Below are 21,975 nucleotides of genomic sequence, written 5' to 3' on the forward strand. Positions count from 1 at the left end.
CATATATTTTAGCGACTCTAAAAAAGGAAGAAGTTAATATCTCTCACCCCTCTAAAAGCTGATCTGAAAGCTTTTTTTTTAGTATTAAAAGATTCTGCAGAAGCATTTGCTACGATTGTCGAAATCGTTCAACTCCTTTATAGTTTACCTGTTCGCCCTCGAAAGCTTTCGGGGTCAGGTGGTACTTCCTAATTAGAAATCTATTCGAAACGTTAAAGTTTGATTAAATTACAAAAAAACAAACGTTTTCGATCTAAAATAAAGAAATTCAAGTCTCTAACTAATTTTTTTATTTGAATTAATACGATATTTTTGCAATACTTAGACCAAGTAATAAAGAATTTAAGATATAAAATACTTCAATATGACAAATAGTAAAAAAGCTTTATTGATGATCCTTGACGGATGGGGGATTGGTGACAAATCAAAATCGGATGTAATTTCTACAGTTGAACCTCCATATATTACCAGTTTGTATTCAAAATATCCTAACTCTCAATTGCAGGCGGCTGGCGAATTTGTTGGTTTACCTGATGGACAGATGGGAAATTCTGAAGTGGGTCACTTAAATATTGGTGCAGGACGTGTTGTTTATCAGGATTTGGTGAAAATCAACATGGCTGTAAAAGACGGTTCAATTAGAAAAAATGAACAAGTTGTGAAAGCTTTTACCTATGCTAAAACAAATGGTAAAAAAGTTCATTTAATAGGATTGATTGGTGATGGTGGTGTTCACTCATTAAGTGCTCATGCAATTGCACTTTGTGATGCTGCTAAGGCTTTCGGATTGAAAGATGTATTTGTTCATGGTTTAACGGATGGACGTGATACGGATCCAAAATCTGGATTGGGATTTGTAAAAGAATTTGTTGGAGCAATTGAAAAAACAGGATCTGCAAAGTTTGCATCTCTTATTGGTCGCTACTACGGAATGGATAGAGATAGCAATTGGGAGCGTGTTAAGCTTGCTTACAATTTATATACAAAAGGAGAAGGTGTAAAAGCTTCTAATGTTGTAACAGCAATGGAAGAATCATATGCTGCTGACGTAACCGATGAATTTATTAAGCCAATTGTGATGGTGGATGCAGCGGGTGCTCCTCTTGCAAAAATTGAAAAAGGCGATGTGGTTATTTGTTTTAATTTCCGTACTGACCGTTTGCGTCAAATGACAACTGTGTTTACACAGGAAGATAAACAAGAATTTGGAATGCATACCATGGATTTACAGTGGTATACAATGACTTGTTACAACTCGAATTTTAAAGGTGTAAATGTTATTTACGATAAAGATAACGTGAAAAACACCATGGGCGAGGTGGTCGCAAACGCAGGAAGAAAACAAATTCGTATTGCTGAAACTGAAAAATATGCTCACGTAACTTTCTTCTTTTCAGGAGGAAGAGAAGCTGAATTTGAAGGTGAAAGAAGATTGATGGTTCCATCTCCAAAAGTGGCAACTTACGATTTACAACCAGAAATGTCTGCTCCAGCTGTTGCTGATATGATTACTGCTGAGTTGAATGCTAAATCGGCTGATTTTGTTTGTTTAAACTTTGCTAATGGCGATATGGTTGGGCATACAGGAGTTTATGAGGCAATTTCAAAAGCAGTTCAGGCAGTAGATAAATGTGCCGAGCAGGTAGTGGAAGCAGCCAAAGCAAATGGTTACGACGTAATTATTATTGCTGATCATGGAAATGCTGATTTTGCTGTAAATGCCGATGGTTCTCCAAATACTGCTCATTCTTTAAATCCAGTTCCATGTATTTGGGTGACGGATAGCTCGAAAAGTATTGAAAATGGTATTCTGGCTGATGTGGCTCCAACTCTATTAGATATTATGGGAATTGAGAAACCTGCAGACATGACCGGTAAATCTTTGATAAAATAACTTATCGAGGATAAAGTGCAGCATATAAAAATGGATTGACTTCTTTATTATTTATTGTAGAGTGAGTCGCAGTAAATATTTTTTTTAATGAAGTGCTTTACTATCGGTAATGATAAAAGAAGATAGGATTTAGTTGCTTTGCAGCATAAATGGATAGGTTTCTAATCTTCGTATTCTAAAAAATCTAATAATCCGTATTATCTTTGCCGATAATACGGATTTGCTTTTAATAAAATAAGTAATTAGTAGGGGGTCGTAAATTAGTTTTTACATTTTGTGCTAGTTGCTATATACTTTAAAAAAATGTTACAGATAGGAAAAGCCATAATAAGTCTTGACGTGATTGAGAAGAAATTCATATGTGATATTTCGAAATGTTGCGGCGCTTGTTGTGTTGAGGGAGATTCAGGAGCACCTTTGGAAGATGAGGAGAAGAAAATTATTGAGGATATTTATCCTGTTATAAAAGAGTATCTTACCGAGAAGGGCATTCAAGAAATTGAAAAACAAGGAAAAACGGTTATTGATTCAGATGGCGATTTAGTGACTCCAATTATTAATAATAAAGAGTGTGTTTATACTGTTTTTGAAAATGGAACTGCCCAATGTGGTATCGAGAAAGCTTTTTTCGATGGTAAAATCAGTTTCCGAAAACCAATTTCTTGTCAGTTGTATCCTATTCGAATTCAAAAGTATGCCGAGTTTGATGCGGTAAATTATAATAAATGGGATATTTGCAAGCCTGCCAGAGAGTTAGGGTTTAAAAATGGAACACCGGTTTACGTTTTTCTAAAAGAACCATTGATTCGAAAGTATGGCAAAGAATGGTACGAAGAGCTTCAATATGCAGCAGAGCATATCGATGAAATTATGAAGAAACGATAGGTGCTAAATTCCCCTGAATAAGGGAGTAAGTATTCGATAAATGGATTAAAAACAGCAAGTTTATACTTGCTGTTTTTTTTTATTTTATAATTTGAAACTTGTTGATAACTAATCACTTATAAATCTCTATTGCTAGAAGTTTAAAAGCTAATTTCTAATTGCTATATTTACGTTTCATATTACTTAAATCCAATAAACACATTATTATGGATAACATTAAAGCATATATTGAAGAGAACAAAGAGAGGTTTTTAGAAGAATTATTTGGACTGATTCGTATTCCGTCTATCAGCTCGATTGAAGCAAACAAACCAGAGATGTACAAAGCTGCAGAATATTGGAAGCAGTTGATGTTAAATGCTGGAGTTGATAAAGCTGTAATTATGGAAACAGACGGAAATCCAGTTACTTATGGTGAGAAAATAATCGATCCTAAATTACCTACAGTGATGGTTTATGGTCACATGGATGTAATGCCTGTTGATCCGGTAAATTTATGGGATACAGATCCTTTTGAGCCTGTTGTTAAAGATGGTAAAATTTGGGCTCGTGGAGCCGATGATGATAAAGGTCAGGCGTTTATGCACGCAAAGGCTTTCGAATATATGGTGAAGAATAACTGTCTTCCTTGCAACGTGAAATTCATGATTGAAGGTGAAGAAGAAGTTGGATCTCCTAATCTTCCAAAATTCTGTGAGGAAAATAAGGAAATGTTACAAGCCGATGTAATTTTAGTTTCCGATACCGGAATGATTGCTCCGGATATACCATCTATTACTACTGGATTACGTGGTTTAATGTATTGGGAAGTGGAAGTAACAGGTCCTAATCGGGATCTTCATTCTGGATTGTTTGGTGGAGCTGTAGCTAATCCAATTAATGTATTGGCTAAAATGATTACTCAGATGGTGGATGATAACGGTCACATTACCATTCCAGGATTTTACGACGATGTAATTGAAGTAAGCAAGGAAGAAAGAGCAATGATGGCTAAAGCTCCTTTTAATGTTGAAGAATATAAAAAAGCAATTGATGTAAAAGAATTAGCTGGTGAAAAAGGATATACTCCTTCAGAGCATACAGGAATTCGTCCATCATTCGATGTTTGTGGTATTTGGGGAGGATATATTGGCGAAGGTGCTAAAACAGTTCTTCCATCGAAAGCAACTGCAAAAATTTCTACTCGTTTGGTTCCGAACCAAAATTGGGAGAAAATTTCAGTTCTTTTTAAAGAACATTTCGAAGCCATTGCTCCGGATTGCGTTAAAGTAGTTGTTACTCCATTGCATGGTGGTCAAGGATATGTTTGTCCGATTGATTTCCCAGCATATGTTGCTGCAGAAAAAGCATATACCGAAGTTTATGGAAAAGCTCCTGTGCCTGTTCGTAGTGGTGGAAGTATTCCAATTATTTCTTCTTTCGAAGAAATTTTGGGTATAAAGTCGGTTTTAATGGGATTCGGATTGGAAAGTGATGCAATTCACTCGCCAAATGAGAATTTCCCATTGGAGCAATTCTTTAATGGAATTAATACAATTCCATTGTTTTATAAGTATTTTGCAGAACTGAAGAAATAGTAATTTGCAATTTAAAAATATAAACAGGAAGGGTATTCTAGTATGGAGTACCCTTTTTTATGTGTTAAAATTTATTTTGGTATGATCAGTTTAATTTTAATTTGAAATTGCTTTTAGTTATTGGATTTAAAGCGTAATAATTAATATTTTATTCTATTGATTCTTCGGAATCGTTTAAAATAAAGCTTAAACCTTGAAAATAGGTATTTTTCTGGGTATCTTTGCATTTGGGTTAAAATGTATGGTTTTGCCCCGAAATTCGGAGTTCTTTCTGGATTTGTCGTAATAGATCATACAGGTTGAAGTAAATTTGTAGTTCATGGATGAGATTTTTGGAAAAATAGGATCGGCTCAAACTCTTAGTCAAAAGATTGAGCGCCGAATAGAAGAGGCTATTCGCCAGAAGAAATTACTGGTTGGAGCTAAACTTCCATCGGAGCGGGAATTGTGCGAGATGTTTGCGGTGAGTCGAACTGCATTACGTGAAGCTTTGCGTAGATTAAGCGCCCGGGGCCTGATTGAGATCAAAAAGGGAAGTGGCATGTATGTTAGTGAATTGAAAATCAAAGATGCCATTGATTCTTTAAATTTATATTACGATTTAAGTTTTGATAGTAATTTAATTCCTCAAATTATTGAAGTAAGACGTGTTTTTGAGCCAGAGATTGCTCGTATGGCGGCCAATAACCGAACCGATAAGGATTTGGCTTTATTGCTTAAGAGTATTTCTGATTTAGAAGATTGCGATCCAGATAATACGCAAATGGAAGCCGATATCATTAATAAATTTCATTTGAATGTGGCTAAAGCTTCCTGCAATCCGATTGTGATTATTACTATGGAGCCAATTTACTCGCTTTTACCACGCATGCGTAATTTAATTTATGCGAACGTAGATGGTGAGAAAGATTTTACGATTAAAGCACATCGAACTATTTACGAGGCTATTCGCGATAAAGATGCTGACAAAGCATTTACAGCAATGGTTGGACAAATAAATAGAACCCTTGAGATTTATACACAATATTTGAAAAAATAAAAATAGTATTTTCAATAGAAAACGGAGATTGACTCGTCAATCTCCGTTTTTTTTATAGTGTTAAAGGAGTATTTTATTTGTAGGCTTCTATTGCTTTTTTTACTGAGCCATGTTTTAGAAGCAGGCTTTTGGCTACCTCTTTTTCCAGTTTTAATTCTTCCATAATCATTTTGGTTCCGCGTTCTACCAATTTCTTATTGGTTAGTTGCATGTTCACCATTTTATTTCCTTGAACTCGTCCCAATTTAATCATTAGGCTGGTTGTGATCATGTTTAAAATCATTTTTTGGGCAGTTCCAGCTTTTAATCTGGTGCTTCCGGTAACAAATTCGGGTCCAACAATTGCCTCCATTACAATTTCTGCAGCTTGCGAAACAGGAGCTCCCGGATTGCAAGTAATACAAGCGGTAAGCAATCCATTTTCTCTCGCTTTTTTCACACCACCAATTACATAAGGGGTTGTGCCCGAAGCGGCAATTCCCAATACGGTATCGTTTTGGTTAAAACCATGTTCCTGAATTTCCTCCCAGGCTTTGTCCCAATCATCCTCTGCCGACTCAACTGCATTTCGCAGCGCTTTATCGCCTCCAGCAATTAAACCAATTACAATATTTCCAGGAACACCAAAAGTTGGCGGTAACTCCGAAGCATCCAATACGCCAAGTCTGCCACTAGTGCCCGCGCCTAAATAAAACAACCGACCACCTGCCTTAATCCGATCAATAAGTAAAGTGACAAATTTCTCTATTTCGGGAATGGTACGATGTACTGCTAAATGAACCTGTCCATCTTCCTGATTAATTCCGGTAAGCAGTTCGGTAACCGACATCTTTTCTAAATTGGAAAAGTTCGATGGTGATTCTGTTATTGTTTTTGAGGTTTTCTGATTACTCTCTTTGTTCATTCTTCTCTGTATTATTTACTAAGATGGTATTGAATTAATCCTTCCAATGGGCTTTGCTTGATTTTACCAATCCGCAAGCCCATTTCATCAGCCACAATTTTTAATTCATTCTTAAAATAAAATGCGATACTCCCAATAAAATGAATGGGTAGGTTCGTATGATTGTTATATTGTTTTACGTTTCGTTCAAAAAATTCATAAAAGCTCTTTTTTACCAGTTGTAAAATATAAGGAGATTGAATATTCTCCGAAAGAAAGACGGTAAATTGAGCAAGGAAACGACTGGGAGCTTCCTCTTTGTATATCTTGTTTATGATATCGGCATATTCCAGATTGTATTTCTGATAGAATGCACTTTTTATTTCTGCAGGAGCAAGATCTTTTAGTATATCAGCAATTAATTTTTTGCCCATAACGGCTCCGCTACCTTCATCTCCTAAAATATAACCTAGTGGTGAAACGTTGTGTTCAATGTTTTCTCCGTTATATAAACAGGAGTTCGAACCTGTTCCCATAATGCATGCTATTCCTTTCTCTCTGCCACAAACCGATCGGGCAGCAGCTAAAACATCGCTGTTCACTTCACATGTTGCTTCGGGAAATATTTGTAGTAAGGAATCTTTAATAATTTGTTTTTTGTCATCAGTAGCGCAGCCAGCTCCGTAAAAAAAGATCTGATGTACCGAGTCAAAATCGTTCAATGAGCTAATTATTTTAATAATTGAACTTGTATTTTGATGGTAGGGATTGATTCCAAGTGTTTGCCGGCGTTTTATTTCGCCCTCGTTTCCTAAAAGAACCCAATCGGTTTTGGTCGATCCGCTCTCTGCAATTAATAGCATAGTTTTGTTTTTATAACATGTATGATGAGTGCCAATTAGAAATGAATTTACAAATATTTAAATTATAAATTCAATCCGTAAACTTTTATTTATATTCTCTCTGTATCTTCCAACAAGCTTATTGTATTGCTTGTGACATTTTCACCTTACAAATATATAAAAATTAAACATTTGCTAAAAGTATTATATAACATGTATTACCAATTTTGGAAAATTGGCTTTTCTGTTCTATTTTTGATCCGAAAGTAATTTAAATCAGGAGATAGCAAAATGGAGAATCAGATACTACAATTTAGAGAAGAGCATGATGAAGCCAAGTTGTATTACCAACCTGCCGATGAGTTCGACAGAACAGTGAAGACTCGATACGAGAAAATGCCGGCAGATATTTTTTTAACGGTAGAAAAAGCTGCTAAATGGGTGGCTGCAGAAATTGCAAGTGTAATTAAAGAAAAACAAAAGCTTGGTAAAAAGTGTGTTTTGGGATTGGCAACCGGTGCAACTCCTTTGAGTGTGTATTCGGAATTGATTCGTTTGCATCAGGAGGAAGCTTTATCGTTTCAGAATGTGATTACTTTTAATTTGGATGAGTATTATCCAATGTTGAAATCAAGTGCGCAGAGTTATAATCATTACATGAATGATGTTTTGTTTCATCATATCGATATTCCGAAAAATCAAATTCATGTGCCAGATGGCGAGGTAAGTAAAATTACGATTACCGGATATTGCAAGGAGTATGAAAATAGGATTGATTCTTGTGGCGGATTGGATTTACAAATTCTTGGGATTGGTCGTACAGGTCACATTGGCTTTAATGAACCTGGTTCGCAATTGGATTCGAAAACCCGATTGATTATGCTCGATTCTTTAACCAGAAGAGATGCGGCTAAAGATTTTAATGGATTAAATAATGTGCCTAAAGCAGCAATAACCATGGGGGTTGGTACCATATTTAAAGCCAAGCGTGTTATTTTAATGGCTTGGGGCGAAGGAAAAGCTGCTATTGTAAAAAAAGCCTTGGAAGAAAGTCAGTGCGATGCGGTTCCAGCTAGTTATTTACAGCGCCACGCGGATGTTAAATTTGTTTTGGATGTTCCGGCGGCAAGTGAATTGGCTAGGGTGAAGAATCCTTGGTTGGTTGGAAGTGTGGAGTGGGATCGGTATTGGATTCGAAAAGCTGCAGTGTGGTTGTGTAATAAACTGCAAAAACCAATTTTGAAGCTGACTAATCGGGATTATAATGATAATGGCTTGAGTGAATTGCTTGCTTTGTATGGTTCTGCTTACGAGGTAAATATTAAAGTATTTAATGATTTGCAACATACCATTACTGGTTGGCCAGGTGGAAAGCCAAATGCAGACGACTCTCATCGACCAGAGAGAGCAGAGCCTGCAAGTAAGAAAGTTTTGGTTTTTAGTCCGCATCCTGATGATGATGTAATTTCGATGGGAGGAACTTTGAGACGATTGGTAGATCAGAAACATGAAGTTCACGTTGCTTATCAAACATCCGGAAATATTGCAGTTGCTGATGATGAGGCGGTAAGATATCTTTCTTTTGTAAAAAGTTTTTCAAGAACACACGATACCAATGAGGGGAACCTTCAGTGTGTAATAGAAGATATTCGAAAGTTTTTGTTGGAGAATAAGGAGCCAGGGGGAATAGATACTGTTGAAGTTCGAAATATGAAAGCTTTAATTCGAAGAGGAGAGGCCAAGGCAGCTTGTCGTTTTGTTGGTGTTCGATCCAAAAATCTTCATTTTTTAGATATGCCTTTTTACGAAACTGGTGCAGTGAAGAAAAATCCGCTAGGGGAAGAAGATGTTCGAATTTTGGTGAATTTACTTCAAAGGTTACAGCCACAACAAATTTTTGCTGCAGGCGATTGGTCCGATCCTCATGGAACGCATCGGGTATGTTGGGAAGGAATTTACCAAGCATTAAAAATAGTAAGAGACGAGGAATGGATGAAGAACTGTTATGTGTGGTTGTATCGCGGAGCTTGGCAGGAGTGGGATTTGGACGAAATTCAAATGGCTGTTCCTGTGAGTCCGGAAGAGCTTCAGCACAAACGAAATGCAATTTTGCGTCATCAATCGCAAATGGAGAGTGCGCCTTTTATGGGAAATGATTCTCGATTATTCTGGCAAAGATCTGAAGAAAGAAATAGGGCTACAGCCGATTTGTTTAACAAATTAGGTCTGGCAGAATACGAGGCAATTGAAGCATTTGTCAGGTATATTGTTTAGATTTATCTGAGAATTTTCGAACTCAATTTCCTGAATACCGGATTTTATGGAGTCGCTTTATTTTAACGCTAAAAAACAATGATTTTCATGTCTTTATCTTTTCGAAACATTCGCTTTTTCAAGCTCCTTTTTGTCATCTTCTTTTTGATGTTTTCTTCCTATCATACGAAGGCAATCCGGAAATCAGATCGGTTAAAACGGAAAGCCGACAAAGCTGCGCAATATTTTGTGGAGGAAGCATCTAAGGATTTTGTGTACAGTTTTCAATACGATAGTTTGCAGATCGATTCAGAGCAAAAGCAGATTGTATTGTTTATGAATTCGGTATTTTCTTACATCCCTTTTCGTCCGGAATCTGTTTTGAAATATAAGAATGATTTCAAGGAAGATTTGGGTCGGAAATTTAAAGATTATTCGATTCGAATGGAAAGTATGGGGCAGGAAATTAGTGACTTGATTCCTAATTTTTACCGGGGAGGAATGGTGGCGTTGGATAAGGGGCGACTAAATAAAAATGCAGAGGTAGCACATGCATTGGTACGAAACCTAAATGCAGGAATTGCTCCGGAATTTGGATTAAAGAACAAGCACATTGCACTTTGGCATTCGCATGGTTGGTATTACGAGAATACTTTAGATAGATGGGAATGGCAAAGAGCACGAGTTTTTTGCACCGTTGAAGATTTATGGACCATGGAATTTGTTGTGCCATATATTGCTCCAATGCTCGAAAATTCTGGAGCTAATGTTTTGTTTCCTCGTGAAAGAGATATTCAGAAAAACGAGGTGATTGTAGATGCGGATTGGTCATCGAAAGGTTCGGAGTGTATTGTAGATGCTTCGGTTTGGGGACTTAATTCTCAAGCTGGCTTCGCAAATAAATATCCATTTTATTTGGAGGGAGAAAATCCATTCGAATTGGGACATAGTTATCAGGTGGAGGCAGGGACTAATGAATCTGCTATTGCGAAATACCTTCCTTATTTTTCTGAGAAAGGAGAATATGCAGTTTACGTTTCCTATTCGGATGATGAGGATAATGTGAATGACGCACACTATACTGTATATCATACTGGAGGCAAAACAGAGTTTGTGGTGAACCAAAGTATGGGAGGTAAAACCTGGATTTATTTGGGAACTTTCCTTTTTGATAAGGGGAGAAATCCTGAAAAAGGAAGACTGGAATTGTCGAACGAAAGTAAGGAGGTGGGAAAGTGGATTTCGGCCGACGCGGTTCGATTTGGTGGAGGAATGGGAAATATTGCTCGTGGCAATCCCGACGAACTGAAAGCCCTGAAAAAGCAAAGAGCTGAGTTTGGTTTTAAAATGGATACAGCTATTTGGCAAAAATATACCAGTAATCGTCCCAGATATCAGGAGGCGGCACGTTACTACCTTCAGTATGCAGGCATGCCCGATTCATTGGTGTACAGCATAAATAAAGATTACGAGGCAGATTACAGCAATAGGGGAAAAGATGCGGCTAAGTTTCAGAAACGAGAAGTTGGTAAAACCGATTACAAAGACGATTACATGAGTCGTGGCGAATGGGTAGATTATTTGATCGGCGCTCCATCTGGTCCTACAAAAAATCCAACGGTTAAAGGTTTGGGAATACCTGTTGATATGGCTTTGGCATTCCATACCGATGCCGGCTTTACTCCGAATGACTCCATTATTGGAAGTCTGGCGATTTATTCGACTACGCGGGATAATGATTGTTTTCCAAACGGACAATCGAAATGGGCAAGTCGCGATTTAACCGATATTATTCAGTCGCAGGTGGTGGAAGATATTCGGAGCAAATACGAGCCAAAATGGACTAGGAGAGGAATGTGGAACAAGCAATATTCCGAAGCTTATCGTCCCAAAGTGCCAACCATGCTATCGGAACTCATGTCGCATCAGAATTTTGCAGATATGTATCAGGCGATGGATCCGAAGTTTAAATTCGATGTTAGCAGAGCCTATTACAAAGGGATTTTAAAGTTTCTTTCTTCTCAGGATGGAAGAGATTATGTGGTGCAACCTTTGCCGGTTGATCATTTTCAAATCAGGGAAACCGAAAAAGGAATTTTATTGGCATGGAAGCCGGTTGCTGATGAATTAGAAGCTACAGCAAATGCTACTTCTTATAAAGTTTATACAAGAATTGAAGAGGAGGGATTTGATAATGGAATAGAAAGCTTCGAGCCCGAATATAGAATTGAAAACTGTAAACCTGGTGTGATATATAGTTTTAAGGTGACGGCATTGAATAAAGGCGGAGAAAGCTTTGATTCGGAAATATTGTCCTATTGCAAAGCTAAAAATGGGAAAAAACCTGTTTTAATTGTAAATGGTTTTGATCGGTTGACTGCTCCTCAGGGGTTTGATGATGGAAAGTTAGCTGGTTTTAAAAGTTCGGAAGACGAAGGGGTAGCCTACAAAAGAAATATTGCTTATGTTGGAGATCAATACGATTTTGATAGGAAATCGGTTTGGCTGGATGATGATGCATCGGGTCATGGAAGCTCTTATGCCGATCAGGAGGAAAGAATAATTCCGGGCAACAGTTTCGATTATCCTTTTGTGCACGGATTAGCGGTTCGCGATAATGGCTTTGGTTTTGTATCCATGAGTGATGAGGCTTTTGAGGAGCTGAATTGGGAAGCGCAAGAGTTCTCTGTTTTAGATCTTATTTTTGGAGAGGAAAAAACAAGCAAAAGAATGTATGGCAAGGAGAACAAAGATTTTACTATTTATACGCCCGAAATGAGGGAGGCAATTCGTAAGTATTTGCTCGATAAAAATGCGAAATTAATTCTTTCGGGAGCTTATGTTGGCACAGATTTAGAACTTTGTGGCGATAGTTTGGCAAAATCTTTTGCCGAGAATGAATTGCATTATCAGTTTAGAACCAATTATGGGAGTAAATTGGGAAAAGTATCGCATACGAATGAGGTGAGAAACAATTTCACAGGAGAATATCAGTTTGTAACTGGATATTCATCGGTAATATATAAGGTAGAAGCACCGGATGCGATTGAACCTTTTGGCGAGAATGCAAAAGTGCTTTTACGATATTCGGGAAATAATAAAAGTGCAGGTGTTTTGTACAATGGGAAATATCAGTCGGTAATTTTAGGATTTCCATTGGAAACGCTGGAAACAAAAGCGTACCGAAATGAATTGATGAAACAGATACTTCAATTTTTTAATCAGTAAGAATATAACAAAAACACAATATTTACTATGAACGGAAAGGTGACATGTTTTATTCCTTTTGGAACAAAGGAGGAAACAAAAATTACGGTTGACGAGTTAAAAAAAACAGGACTTGTGTCTGCAATTTATGTTGTAGGCAGTACTGAACAGTTAGAAATTGAGGGAGTTGAGGTTTTAAGTTCGAAAGCTTTAACCTATGGCGAAACAATTCATGCAATTGCCGGGAAAGCAAATTCGGAATATGTTTTTATCTACACAAAAACTAGCGCCTTAACTCTGGGACAGTTGGCTTTGGATCGTTTTCTGAAGGTAGCAAAGGATACAAACAGTGGTTTGGTGTATTCAAATTATCGTGCCATTAAGAATGGTGTGGTTGAAAATTGTCCGGTTATCGATTATCAGGAAGGTAGTTTGAGAGATGATTTTAATTTTGGATCGGTGCTTTTTTACGATGCGAAAGTGTTGAAAGAAGCTGTGAAGGATGTGGATGCTTCTTTTCGTCATGCAGGCTTGTACGAATTGCGCTTGGCAGTGGCTTCGCGTTCCGAATTTATGAGAATTCCGGAAGTATTGTACACCGAAGAAGAAATGGATACCAGAAAATCGGGAGAGAAAATTTTCGATTATGTGGATCCTAAGAATCGTGCGGTACAAATTGAAATGGAGATTGCCTGCACCGAACATTTAAAAAGAATTGGCGCTTTCTTGGCACCTAAATTCGATCCTATTGCTTTCGAGGAAGGCAATTTTAAAATGGAAGCTTCTGTGGTGATTCCAGTTCGCGATCGTGTAAAAACCATCGAGGATGCAATTAAATCGGTCTTGACTCAAAAAGCGAATGTGGCTTTCAATTTAATTATTGTAGATAATTATTCTACAGATGGAACGACAGAAATTATTCAAAAATATGCCTCTATCGATAAGCGTATCATTCACATTATTCCGGAACGAAAAGATTTGGGAATTGGTGGTTGTTGGAACGAAGCGGTAGCGCACGAGTCTTGCGGTAAATTTGCTATTCAGTTAGATAGCGACGATTTGTATGCTGGTGATGATACCGTTCAAAAAGTAGTGGATGCATTTTATCGCGAAAACTGTGCCATGGTAGTGGGAACTTATCAGATGGTAAATTTTGCACTGGAAGAAATTCCTCCTGGAATTATCGATCACAAAGAGTGGACACCAGAAAATGGAAGAAATAATGCGCTTCGTATTAACGGATTGGGTGCTCCTCGTGCATTCTATACTCCGGTATTGCGCAAGAATCCAATTCCAAATGTGAATTATGGTGAGGATTATGCTTTAGGTTTAGCCATTTCGCGTAACTACCAGATTGGTAGAATTTACGACTCTATTTATTTGTGTCGTCGTTGGGATGATAATTCCGATGCTTCTTTGGATATCGAAAAAATGAATGCGCACAATACCTACAAAGATCGTATTCGCACCATCGAATTGAAAGCTAGAAAACTATTGTGCAAAAAATAGATGTAGATTAAAATAGCGTCGTTATTTGTCAATGTGTTTCTCATGCTTTGAGTAAGCTTTTTGATAAAAACTTTACTTTTGGCATAAAACATCAATATTTGCAATCTCCCCTTTTAGGGGAGAAACCCGACAGGGAGAGGGGTGCAAGTAAGTAAAAACGTGGTTAAGTTAACATCTTTAAAATAGCGTCGTTATTTGTCAATGTGTTTTTCACCCTTTCCCCTTCGGGACTTTCCCTATAAGGGAAAGATGCTTTGAGTAAGCTTGTTGATAAAAACTTTACTTTTGGCAAAAAACATCAATAATTGCAATCTCCCCTTTTAGGGGAGAAACCCGACAGGGAGAGGGGTGCAGGTAAGTAAAAATTCTGTGTGCTCTGTGGTTAAACTTTTCTTTAACCCAGAGCACACGGAGATTCACAGATAAAAAAAGAATACAGGTGTTATTTTAGGGTGAAATCTGATAAAATATAAGAAGTATGAAGCAATTTTTTCAAATTTTAGTGATACTGCTGATATCTCTAAGCTCTTGTCAGGGAAAGAAATCCCAGCAAGTGGTAAAGGAATCTGTCCAATTTAAAGATTCTACCGATCAGGCAATTTTTAATTCCATACGGGAAGTTGCAAGCAATGCTTCCCTAGATACTTTACAATTAAATGATAGGGTGATTGAAGTGGCAAAAATGTTTCTACAAACAGCTTATGTTGGAGGTACTTTAGATCGGAATAAAAAAGAGGAATTGGTGGTTAATTTCCGCGAGTTAGATTGTACCACTTACCTGGAGAATGTGGTGGTTTTATCAAAGGCACTAGCCAACGATTCGCTTCAAGCGGATGATTTTTTGAAGGAACTTGAAAATTTGCGCTACCGAAATGGCAAACTGACCGATTACGCTTCGCGATTGCATTATTTTTCCGATTGGATTTATGAAAATGAAAAAAAAGGAATTGTAAAAAATAGCACAGCCGAAATTGGTGGTGAAAAGTACAATAAAGTAATCAATTTTATGAGTACGCACCTCAGTGCTTATCCTGCTTTACAGGCGAATACTTTATTGGTAGGGAAAATCCGGAAGACCGAAAATGAAATTAATAAAAGGGATCTATTTTTTATTCCCGAAGCAAAGGTGCAACAGTTGGAAGATCAAATTCGAAATGGCGATTTAATTGCAATTACTACAAAAATAGAAGGTTTGGACATATCTCATGTTGGTATTGCCATTCATGTAAACAACAGGTTGCACTTGATGCATGCCTCTAGCAAAGCTAAAAAAGTGGTGATTTCAGATATTCCTTTGGCAGAAATGCTTCTGATAAGTAAATTTCAGTCAGGAATAATGGTTGTTAGGTTAAAATAACCTGACAGAGTCGAAGACCTGTAAGAGTTTTAATAATAACTCGATGATTGTTTGAATAATGTATAGATGCTTGGGTCGACAATAAGCGAATTGCAGATCAGTCTCCTATCTCACATCTAAAATCTCACAATCTATTTTTAATGATATCGCATAAAAATAAAGTAAATATTTTTTTACTTGAACTAGGAAAACAATGAACGTAAACAGCATAGATAAATTAGAGGATTTATTGAAAGAGAAATCTTCTACGCAGATATTAGGTGATTTTCTGAACGATCAGCTTAAAAATTGGCCGTTGGCAACAGGAAATTACAAGGGATTGGAAAAAGTGGAAGAAAAAGAATTTCAATTCGAGAATTTTAAGATAAAAGTGCAGTTCAATCCCGAAAGAATAAGATCGTCAGTAGCCAAAGTCGATTCAAAAAGTATCGAAAATCGTGCTTGTTTTTTGTGTTTGGATAAGCTTCCTGCCGAGCAAGCAGGAATTGCTCATGGCAATGATTTTGTGATTCTGGTAAATCCGTTTCCAATCATTCCACAACATTTTACCATTCCAAAAGTAGATCATATCGATCAATCTTTTCTGGCGAATTTGGAGGGAATGTTATCCTTATGCAAAAGCATGATTGGTTATACTCTTTTTTACAACGGACCAAAATGCGGTGCGTCGGCTCCCGATCATATGCATTTTCAGGCTGGCACTAAAAATTTTATGCCAGTAGAAACCGAGTATGCTGTTTTAAAGAATTTGCAATCGGAACTTTTAAGTGATTCAAAAAAAGTGGAAGTGCGGGCTTTTCCGAATTATCTAAGAAAGATGATTTCCATCGAGTCGGAAAGCAAAAATGAAATGATAAATGCTGTTTCTGTTTTCTATCAGACTTTTTCTGAGATGCAAGCAGAAGAAAAAGAGCCAATGCTCAATGCTATTTGTTCCTTTGTAGATGGAAAATACATCATGCATTTGTTTCCACGAAAATTACATCGTCCATCACAATTTTTTGCCGAAGGCGATCAACAATTATTAATTAGTCCGGCCTCGGTAGATTTTGGCGGAGTGTTCATTACTCCTCGGCGCGAGGATTTTGAGAAAATCACCTCGAGTGATGTTGTTGATATTTTTAAGCAGGTAAGTGTTGATGAGGTGTTTTTTGCAACAGTTTGTAAGAAGGTAAAAGCTCAGTTGGGGCTTTCACTTTAAGTGTGATTCCCAATAATACCAAATTAATATCAAGTCATACCCTGACATGGACGGCTTGCTGATAGTCGGAGCATGACCAGCTTGATATTTTAAGCAGGCTTTTGATAGTAAATAGGTATAGATAAGAACCATTGGTAAGCCGACTTTAAGTCGGAATATCAAATTTACAGAAGGAAATAAACGGCATTTTATAAAATGTAAGTCGAGGGAGTGAAAATGTAGCTTGAGGGATTGTGAATGTAAGTCGAGGGACTGTGAATGTAAGTCGAGGGACTGTGAATGTAACTCAAGGGAATAGAAATGTAAGTCGAGGGAGTGCGAATGTAGCTTAAGTGAATTGGAAGGTAAGTAAAGGGAGTGGAAATGTAAGCGGAAGCAACAGAAATGTAAGTCGAAGCAATGTAAATGTAACCGGAAGCAATAGGAATTGTAAAATGCTTAAAATCAAACGAAACTATCATATGAACGAACCACAATTACGCATAGGCATCATGTACGAGCCTAAAATTTCATTTCATTTAAATGGGATTTATATTTTTCAGCAAAATGGAAAAGAGTACACCGGAAAACAGGAAGTTGTTTACACAGATGGAAAAATTGGTTTCGATGGCTTACGTTTGTCTTCGGAAGAATTGGTATTCTCTCCCAAATATTACGAGAAAGGATCGTTCGATTTGTTGGATGTAACTATTGGAATTAAATTCCATTGGGAGCGAAAAGAAGATCAGCGATTCAAGGGAGCTTTGCACTTTATTTGCGAAAACGAGAAACTAACTGCTATCAATGTTCTTTCTCTGGAAGATTATTTGATTAGTGTTATTTCATCGGAAATGAGTGCAACCAGCAGTATGGAGCTGTTGAAAGCTCATGCAATTATTTCCCGTTCGTGGTTAATTGCACAGGTGCTTAAAGGTGCCGAATTGCAAAAATCAAAAACTAAATATCAGAGTATCGTCGAAACCGATCAGGAATATATTCGTTGGTACGATCGCGAAGATCATGTGAATTTTGATGTTTGTGCCGACGATCATTGTCAGCGTTATCAAGGCATTACCAAACAATCGACCCAACTGGTTGTAGATGCAATTGATGCAACTCGCGGAATGGTACTTACTAGCGAAGGCAAGGTTTGCGATGCACGTTTTTCGAAATGTTGTGGTGGCGTAGCCGAGACTTTCGAGAATGTTTGGGAACCCGAAAATCATAAATACCTGCAAGCGGTTATCGATAATCCGAAAGCTCCTGCAGGATATGATATGAATCTGAAAAAGGAAGAAGTTGCCGAAAAGTGGATTCGAACTTCGCCAGAGGCTTTTTGCAATACTACTGATAAAGAAATTTTATCGCAGGTTTTGAACGATTACGATCAGGAAACTATGGATTTCTATCGTTGGGAAGTAGCCTACACACAAGGAGAAATTTCAGAATTAATAAAAAGAAAAACAGGAAAAGACTTTGGCCAGATTCTCGATTTAATTCCTGTGGAACGAGGAGAGTCGGGTCGTTTAATCAAACTAAAAATTGTGGGTAAAAAACGCAGTTTGGTAATTGGGAAAGAGTTGGAAATTCGTAAAGTACTTTCCGAATCGCACCTGTATAGCTCCGAATTTGTTGTGGATAAAGTGGGAGAAGAAAATGGAATTCCCGCCAAATTTATTTTGGTTGGTGCTGGCTGGGGACACGGTGTTGGACTTTGTCAGATTGGTGCCGCGGTGATGGGTGCCAAAGGATACAAATTCGATGAAATTCTACTTCACTATTTCCGTGGAGCAGAATTGGAAAAAAGATATTAATTATAGATGTGAGATAATAGAAATGAGACATGAGAAAAATGGAGTATGCTTTTTTCTAAAGCTGTAAATAGTCTAATATCTCATTTCTCACTTCACAAATCTCATATCTTAAATCTAAACTAAAAATAATGTCAAAAACAAAAACTCGCTCTCCATGGGCATGGATTCCATCTCTTTATTTTGCTGAAGGAATTCCTTACGTTGTGGTGATGACCGTTGCTGTAATCATGTACAAAAAGCTAGGAATCTCGAATACCGATATTGCTTTGTACACTTCCTGGTTGTATTTACCTTGGATGATTAAACCATTATGGAGTCCTGTTGTTGATATTTTAAAAAGTAAACGTTGGTGGATTGTAAGCATGCAATTATTGATTGGTGCTGGTTTGGCAGGGGTCGCTTTTACCGTTCCAACCACTTTCTTTTTTCAATCAACTTTAGCATTTTTCTGGTTGATGGCTTTCAGTTCGGCTACACACGATATTGCGGCTGATGGTTTTTACATGTATGCTTTAGATACGCATAAGCAAGCTTATTTTGTTGGAATTAGAAGTACTTTTTATCGTTTGGCAATGATTACCGGCCAAGGCTTGTTAATTATTTTGGCAGGATATTTCGAAACAACAAAACTGTTTGGAGCCTCCGAAGTGAATATTCCAATGGCTTGGTCGTTGACCTTTTTTATTTTAGCGGCTAGTTTTTTGGTTATTTGTTTCTATCACAAGTTTGCCTTGCCAAATCCTCCAGATGATGAGGAAAGAGAAGTGAAAAGTATTTCTCATGTTTTTGATGGTTTTGGAGAGACTATTTCGACCTTTTTCATGAAGAAAGACATTTGGAAAATCCTAGGTTTGATACTCGTTTATCGCTTAGGAGAATCACAATTGGTAAAAATGGCTTCCCCTTTTCTGCTCGATCCTAAAGAAGTTGGAGGTTTGGGTTTAACCACCAGCGATGTTGGATTAGTATATGGAACCATTGGAATTATTTTTTTAACCATAGGAGGAATTCTTGGCGGTTATTTAGCTTCTAAAAACGGATTAAAATACTGGCTCTGGCCAATGGTAATTGCTATAAATCTGCCCAATTTGGTATATGTTTATCTGTCCTATGCATTGCCCGAATCGTTCTATTTAATATGTGCTTCGGTGGCAGTTGAGCAATTTGGTTACGGATTTGGTTTCACAGCTTACATGTTGTATCAGATATATGTGTCCGAAGGAAAACACAAAACGGCTCACTTTGCTTTTTGTACAGGCCTAATGGCTGCAGGAATGATGTTTCCAGGAATGATATCGGGTTGGATTCAGGAAACGATTGGTTATCAACACTTCTTTGTTTGGGTAATGATATGTACCATTCCTAGTTTTATAATGGTGAAATTGATTCATGTAGATCCTAAATTTGGGATAAAAACAGAAAAAAATGAAAAATAAAATTGCTTTTTTAGGAGATAGTTTAACCGAGGGCGGTACTTGGGAAGTGTATTTTCCAGCTTATCAAATTTCCAATTTTGGGATATCCGGAGAACGGTCTGATGAGATTCTTGATCGATTGGATATGGTCTTGTTTTGGGAACCTGCCAAAATTTTCGTGATGATGGGTGTTAACGATTTAGGAGATGGTTTAAGTTATCAAAAGGTGCTCGAAAATTATCAAAAGTTATTTTCCTTACTAAAGGAGCATGCTCATATTGAATTAATTGTTCAAAGTCTTTTGCCTACCAATGAAACCCTATTTAAAAGTGCCAATTTCGATGGAATGAGGATTTTGGAGTTGAACTATCACTTGAGAGATTTGTGTGAAAAAGAGAAAATTACTTACGTTGATTTATATACAGCTTTTTCAACCTATAGCTATCAAATGATAAAAGATTATACCATTGATGGTTTGCATTTAAATAATGCTGGTTATAAGATGTGGGAGAATTGTTTGCGAGCGGAAAATCTTCTTTAAAACTGAAAAGAATGAAAAAAACAGAACGTCTTATGGCATTGGATGCCTTTCGGGGATTAACCATTGCAGCCATGATTACTGTAAATACTCCAGGTAGCTGGGAGCATGTTTATTCGCCATTGCTGCATTCCGAGTGGAATGGTTGCACACCAACCGATTTGGTATTTCCTTTTTTTCTGTTTGCTGTGGGGGTAGCCATGTGGTTTGCTTTCGGAAAGTTCGATCATCAATTAAAGCCCGAGGCAGGCAGAAAAATTCTGAAACGAACAGTAATCATTTTCGCAATAGGTTTGCTGTTGAATGCTTTTCCTTTTGTGCAAATTAAATGGGAAAGTTTTCGAATAATGGGCGTTTTGCAACGGATTGCCTTGGCTTATGGAATTGGTAGTTTGCTTTGTTTGTATCTGAGTAAAATTCGATTGGTAGTTGTTGCTGCTGTAATACTTTTGGTCTATTGGGGATTAGTTTTTTTCCTTGGCGGAGATCATCCGTATAGTTTGCAGGGAAATCCTACAATGGCTTTCGATAGCTTTATTTTGGGAGAGAATCATTTGTACAAAGGTTTTGGCATTGCCTTCGATCCTGAAGGATTATTTAGCACACTTCCAGCAATTGCAACTGTAATTTTTGGATACCTTGCCGGATTTTTAATTGAATCTACCGAGCGAAATAAGTTGGTGAAGAAATTATTGCTGTTTGGTTCCTTGGGGGTGATCGTTGGTTTAATTTGGAACTTAGGATTCCCTATCAATAAACCAATTTGGTCTAGTTCTTATGTAGTTTATACTGCAGGTTTAGCGCTTCTGGTTTTGGCTGTAATGATTTATCTGATCGATATTTTAAACTACAAAAAATGGGCGCATCCCTTTCTGGTGTTTGGGATGAATCCTTTGTTTATTTATGTGCTTTCGGGAGTTTGGGTGAGAGTACTTATTTATTTGATTCGGATCACCGATCCGAATGGAAATTCAATGACCGGATACGTTTGCTTGTATAAAAATGCATTTGCATCCTGGGCAGGAGATTTAAATGGGTCCTTATTTTTTGCCTTGGCACACATTCTTGTGTATTGGCTGATTGTTTTATTTCTGTATAAACGAAAAATTTTTATTAAGATTTAAATACTAAGTACAATAGTTCGGTAAGGTTTTGTAAAGATTCGATAATGAGTTCGTTCTAAATTTTCTACATTTCTATCAGTGTGTTGATAATAAGTTGTTAGTAAATCAGTCTCGTCTTAAATTTTATATCTCACGAACAATAGCGTCCTAAACGTTTTTACTATATCCGTATAAATCATTAATATAGTGATGTTTAATGCTGGTATTAGAATGATGGGTTTGTTTTTGTCAGCACCTTAGGAATTGGCATTTTATTAAATATTTTTTGTTTAACGAAGGCTTTAGAAAGACCGGGAAGTTGATCCCGATATAGAATTTGTAAGTATTTGTTTTTACAAATACAACAAAATTCATTTTCGGGAGAAAATCACCCGGACGCAATTAAGTCTGAGGCAAATAAGAAAGATATTTAATAAGTAGCCTTGATTTTTTTTGCTTCGTTTTTTGGATCAAGCCCA

15 protein-coding genes are annotated in these 21,975 nt (G+C 37.1%); 13 read left to right on the forward strand and 2 right to left on the reverse strand.

Going from position 1 to position 21,975, the window contains the following annotated elements; all coding sequences use genetic code 11:
• The first annotated feature begins 364 nt into the window (after positions 1-364).
• The 4 genes from gpmI (at position 365) to BZG02_RS17845 (ending at position 5,395) form a co-directional block, all read left to right on the forward strand.
• Positions 365-1,894: a 2,3-bisphosphoglycerate-independent phosphoglycerate mutase gene (gpmI, locus tag BZG02_RS17830; protein WP_101263105.1), complete on the forward strand. Its 1,530-nt coding sequence runs from the start codon at positions 365-367 to the stop codon at positions 1,892-1,894.
• A 303-nt stretch (positions 1,895-2,197) separates the two neighbouring features.
• Positions 2,198-2,779 (forward strand): DUF3109 family protein, encoded by a 582-nt coding sequence (locus BZG02_RS17835; protein ID WP_101263106.1) that lies wholly within the window; start codon positions 2,198-2,200, stop codon positions 2,777-2,779.
• A gap of 206 nt (positions 2,780-2,985) precedes the next feature.
• Positions 2,986-4,356, forward strand: a complete 1,371-nt coding sequence (locus tag BZG02_RS17840; RefSeq protein ID WP_101263107.1) for a dipeptidase — start codon at positions 2,986-2,988, stop codon at positions 4,354-4,356.
• 319 nt (positions 4,357-4,675) lie between these two features.
• Positions 4,676-5,395 carry a FadR/GntR family transcriptional regulator gene (locus BZG02_RS17845; protein WP_101263108.1) on the forward strand — a complete coding sequence of 240 codons (720 nt, stop codon included), beginning with the start codon at positions 4,676-4,678 and terminating at the stop codon, positions 5,393-5,395.
• 73 nt (positions 5,396-5,468) lie between these two features.
• Here the strand turns inward: BZG02_RS17845 and murQ are convergent, their stop codons facing one another.
• Entirely contained in the window at positions 5,469-6,299 is an 831-nt protein-coding gene (gene murQ, locus BZG02_RS17850) for an N-acetylmuramic acid 6-phosphate etherase (RefSeq protein WP_101263109.1), read from the reverse strand.
• A gap of 11 nt (positions 6,300-6,310) precedes the next feature.
• Positions 6,311-7,141, reverse strand: a complete 831-nt coding sequence (locus tag BZG02_RS17855) for a BadF/BadG/BcrA/BcrD ATPase family protein (RefSeq protein ID WP_101263110.1) — start codon at positions 7,139-7,141, stop codon at positions 6,311-6,313.
• Between the two features lie 270 nt (positions 7,142-7,411).
• Here BZG02_RS17855 and nagB point away from each other — a divergent pair, with 270 nt between their 5' ends.
• From nagB to BZG02_RS17900, 9 genes are all read left to right on the forward strand, one after another.
• Entirely contained in the window at positions 7,412-9,394 is a 1,983-nt protein-coding gene (nagB, locus tag BZG02_RS17860; protein ID WP_101263111.1) for a glucosamine-6-phosphate deaminase, read from the forward strand.
• A gap of 87 nt (positions 9,395-9,481) precedes the next feature.
• Positions 9,482-12,601 (forward strand): golvesin C-terminal-like domain-containing protein, encoded by a 3,120-nt coding sequence (locus BZG02_RS17865; protein ID WP_143470509.1) that lies wholly within the window; start codon positions 9,482-9,484, stop codon positions 12,599-12,601.
• Between the two features lie 27 nt (positions 12,602-12,628).
• A complete protein-coding gene (locus tag BZG02_RS17870) occupies positions 12,629-14,089 on the forward strand; it encodes a glycosyltransferase family 2 protein (protein WP_101263113.1) in 1,461 nt (486 codons plus the stop codon).
• A gap of 478 nt (positions 14,090-14,567) precedes the next feature.
• On the forward strand, positions 14,568-15,446 hold the full coding sequence (locus tag BZG02_RS17875) for an N-acetylmuramoyl-L-alanine amidase-like domain-containing protein (RefSeq protein WP_101263114.1): 879 nt from the start codon (positions 14,568-14,570) through the stop codon (positions 15,444-15,446).
• A 193-nt stretch (positions 15,447-15,639) separates the two neighbouring features.
• The gene (locus tag BZG02_RS17880; RefSeq protein ID WP_101263115.1) at positions 15,640-16,647 is read left to right on the forward strand and encodes a DUF4922 domain-containing protein; all 1,008 of its coding nucleotides are present in this window, start codon (positions 15,640-15,642) and stop codon (positions 16,645-16,647) included.
• Positions 16,648-16,979: 332 nt separating this feature from the next.
• On the forward strand, positions 16,980-18,440 hold the full coding sequence (locus tag BZG02_RS17885) for a SpoIID/LytB domain-containing protein (RefSeq protein WP_245868129.1): 1,461 nt from the start codon (positions 16,980-16,982) through the stop codon (positions 18,438-18,440).
• 128 nt (positions 18,441-18,568) lie between these two features.
• Positions 18,569-19,876, forward strand: coding sequence for an AmpG family muropeptide MFS transporter (locus tag BZG02_RS17890; protein ID WP_101263116.1), 1,308 nt, complete (start codon positions 18,569-18,571; stop codon positions 19,874-19,876).
• A complete protein-coding gene (locus BZG02_RS17895) occupies positions 19,866-20,396 on the forward strand; it encodes a GDSL-type esterase/lipase family protein (RefSeq protein ID WP_101263117.1) in 531 nt (176 codons plus the stop codon). The genes BZG02_RS17890 and BZG02_RS17895 overlap by 11 nt, the downstream gene beginning before the upstream one ends.
• Before the next feature lie 11 nt (positions 20,397-20,407).
• On the forward strand, positions 20,408-21,517 hold the full coding sequence (locus tag BZG02_RS17900; RefSeq protein ID WP_101263118.1) for an acyltransferase family protein: 1,110 nt from the start codon (positions 20,408-20,410) through the stop codon (positions 21,515-21,517).
• The last annotated feature ends 458 nt before the right edge of the window (positions 21,518-21,975 follow it).

This window comes from Labilibaculum filiforme (assembly GCF_002843315.1).
Taxonomy (GTDB): Bacteria; Bacteroidota; Bacteroidia; order Bacteroidales; family Marinifilaceae; genus Labilibaculum; species Labilibaculum filiforme.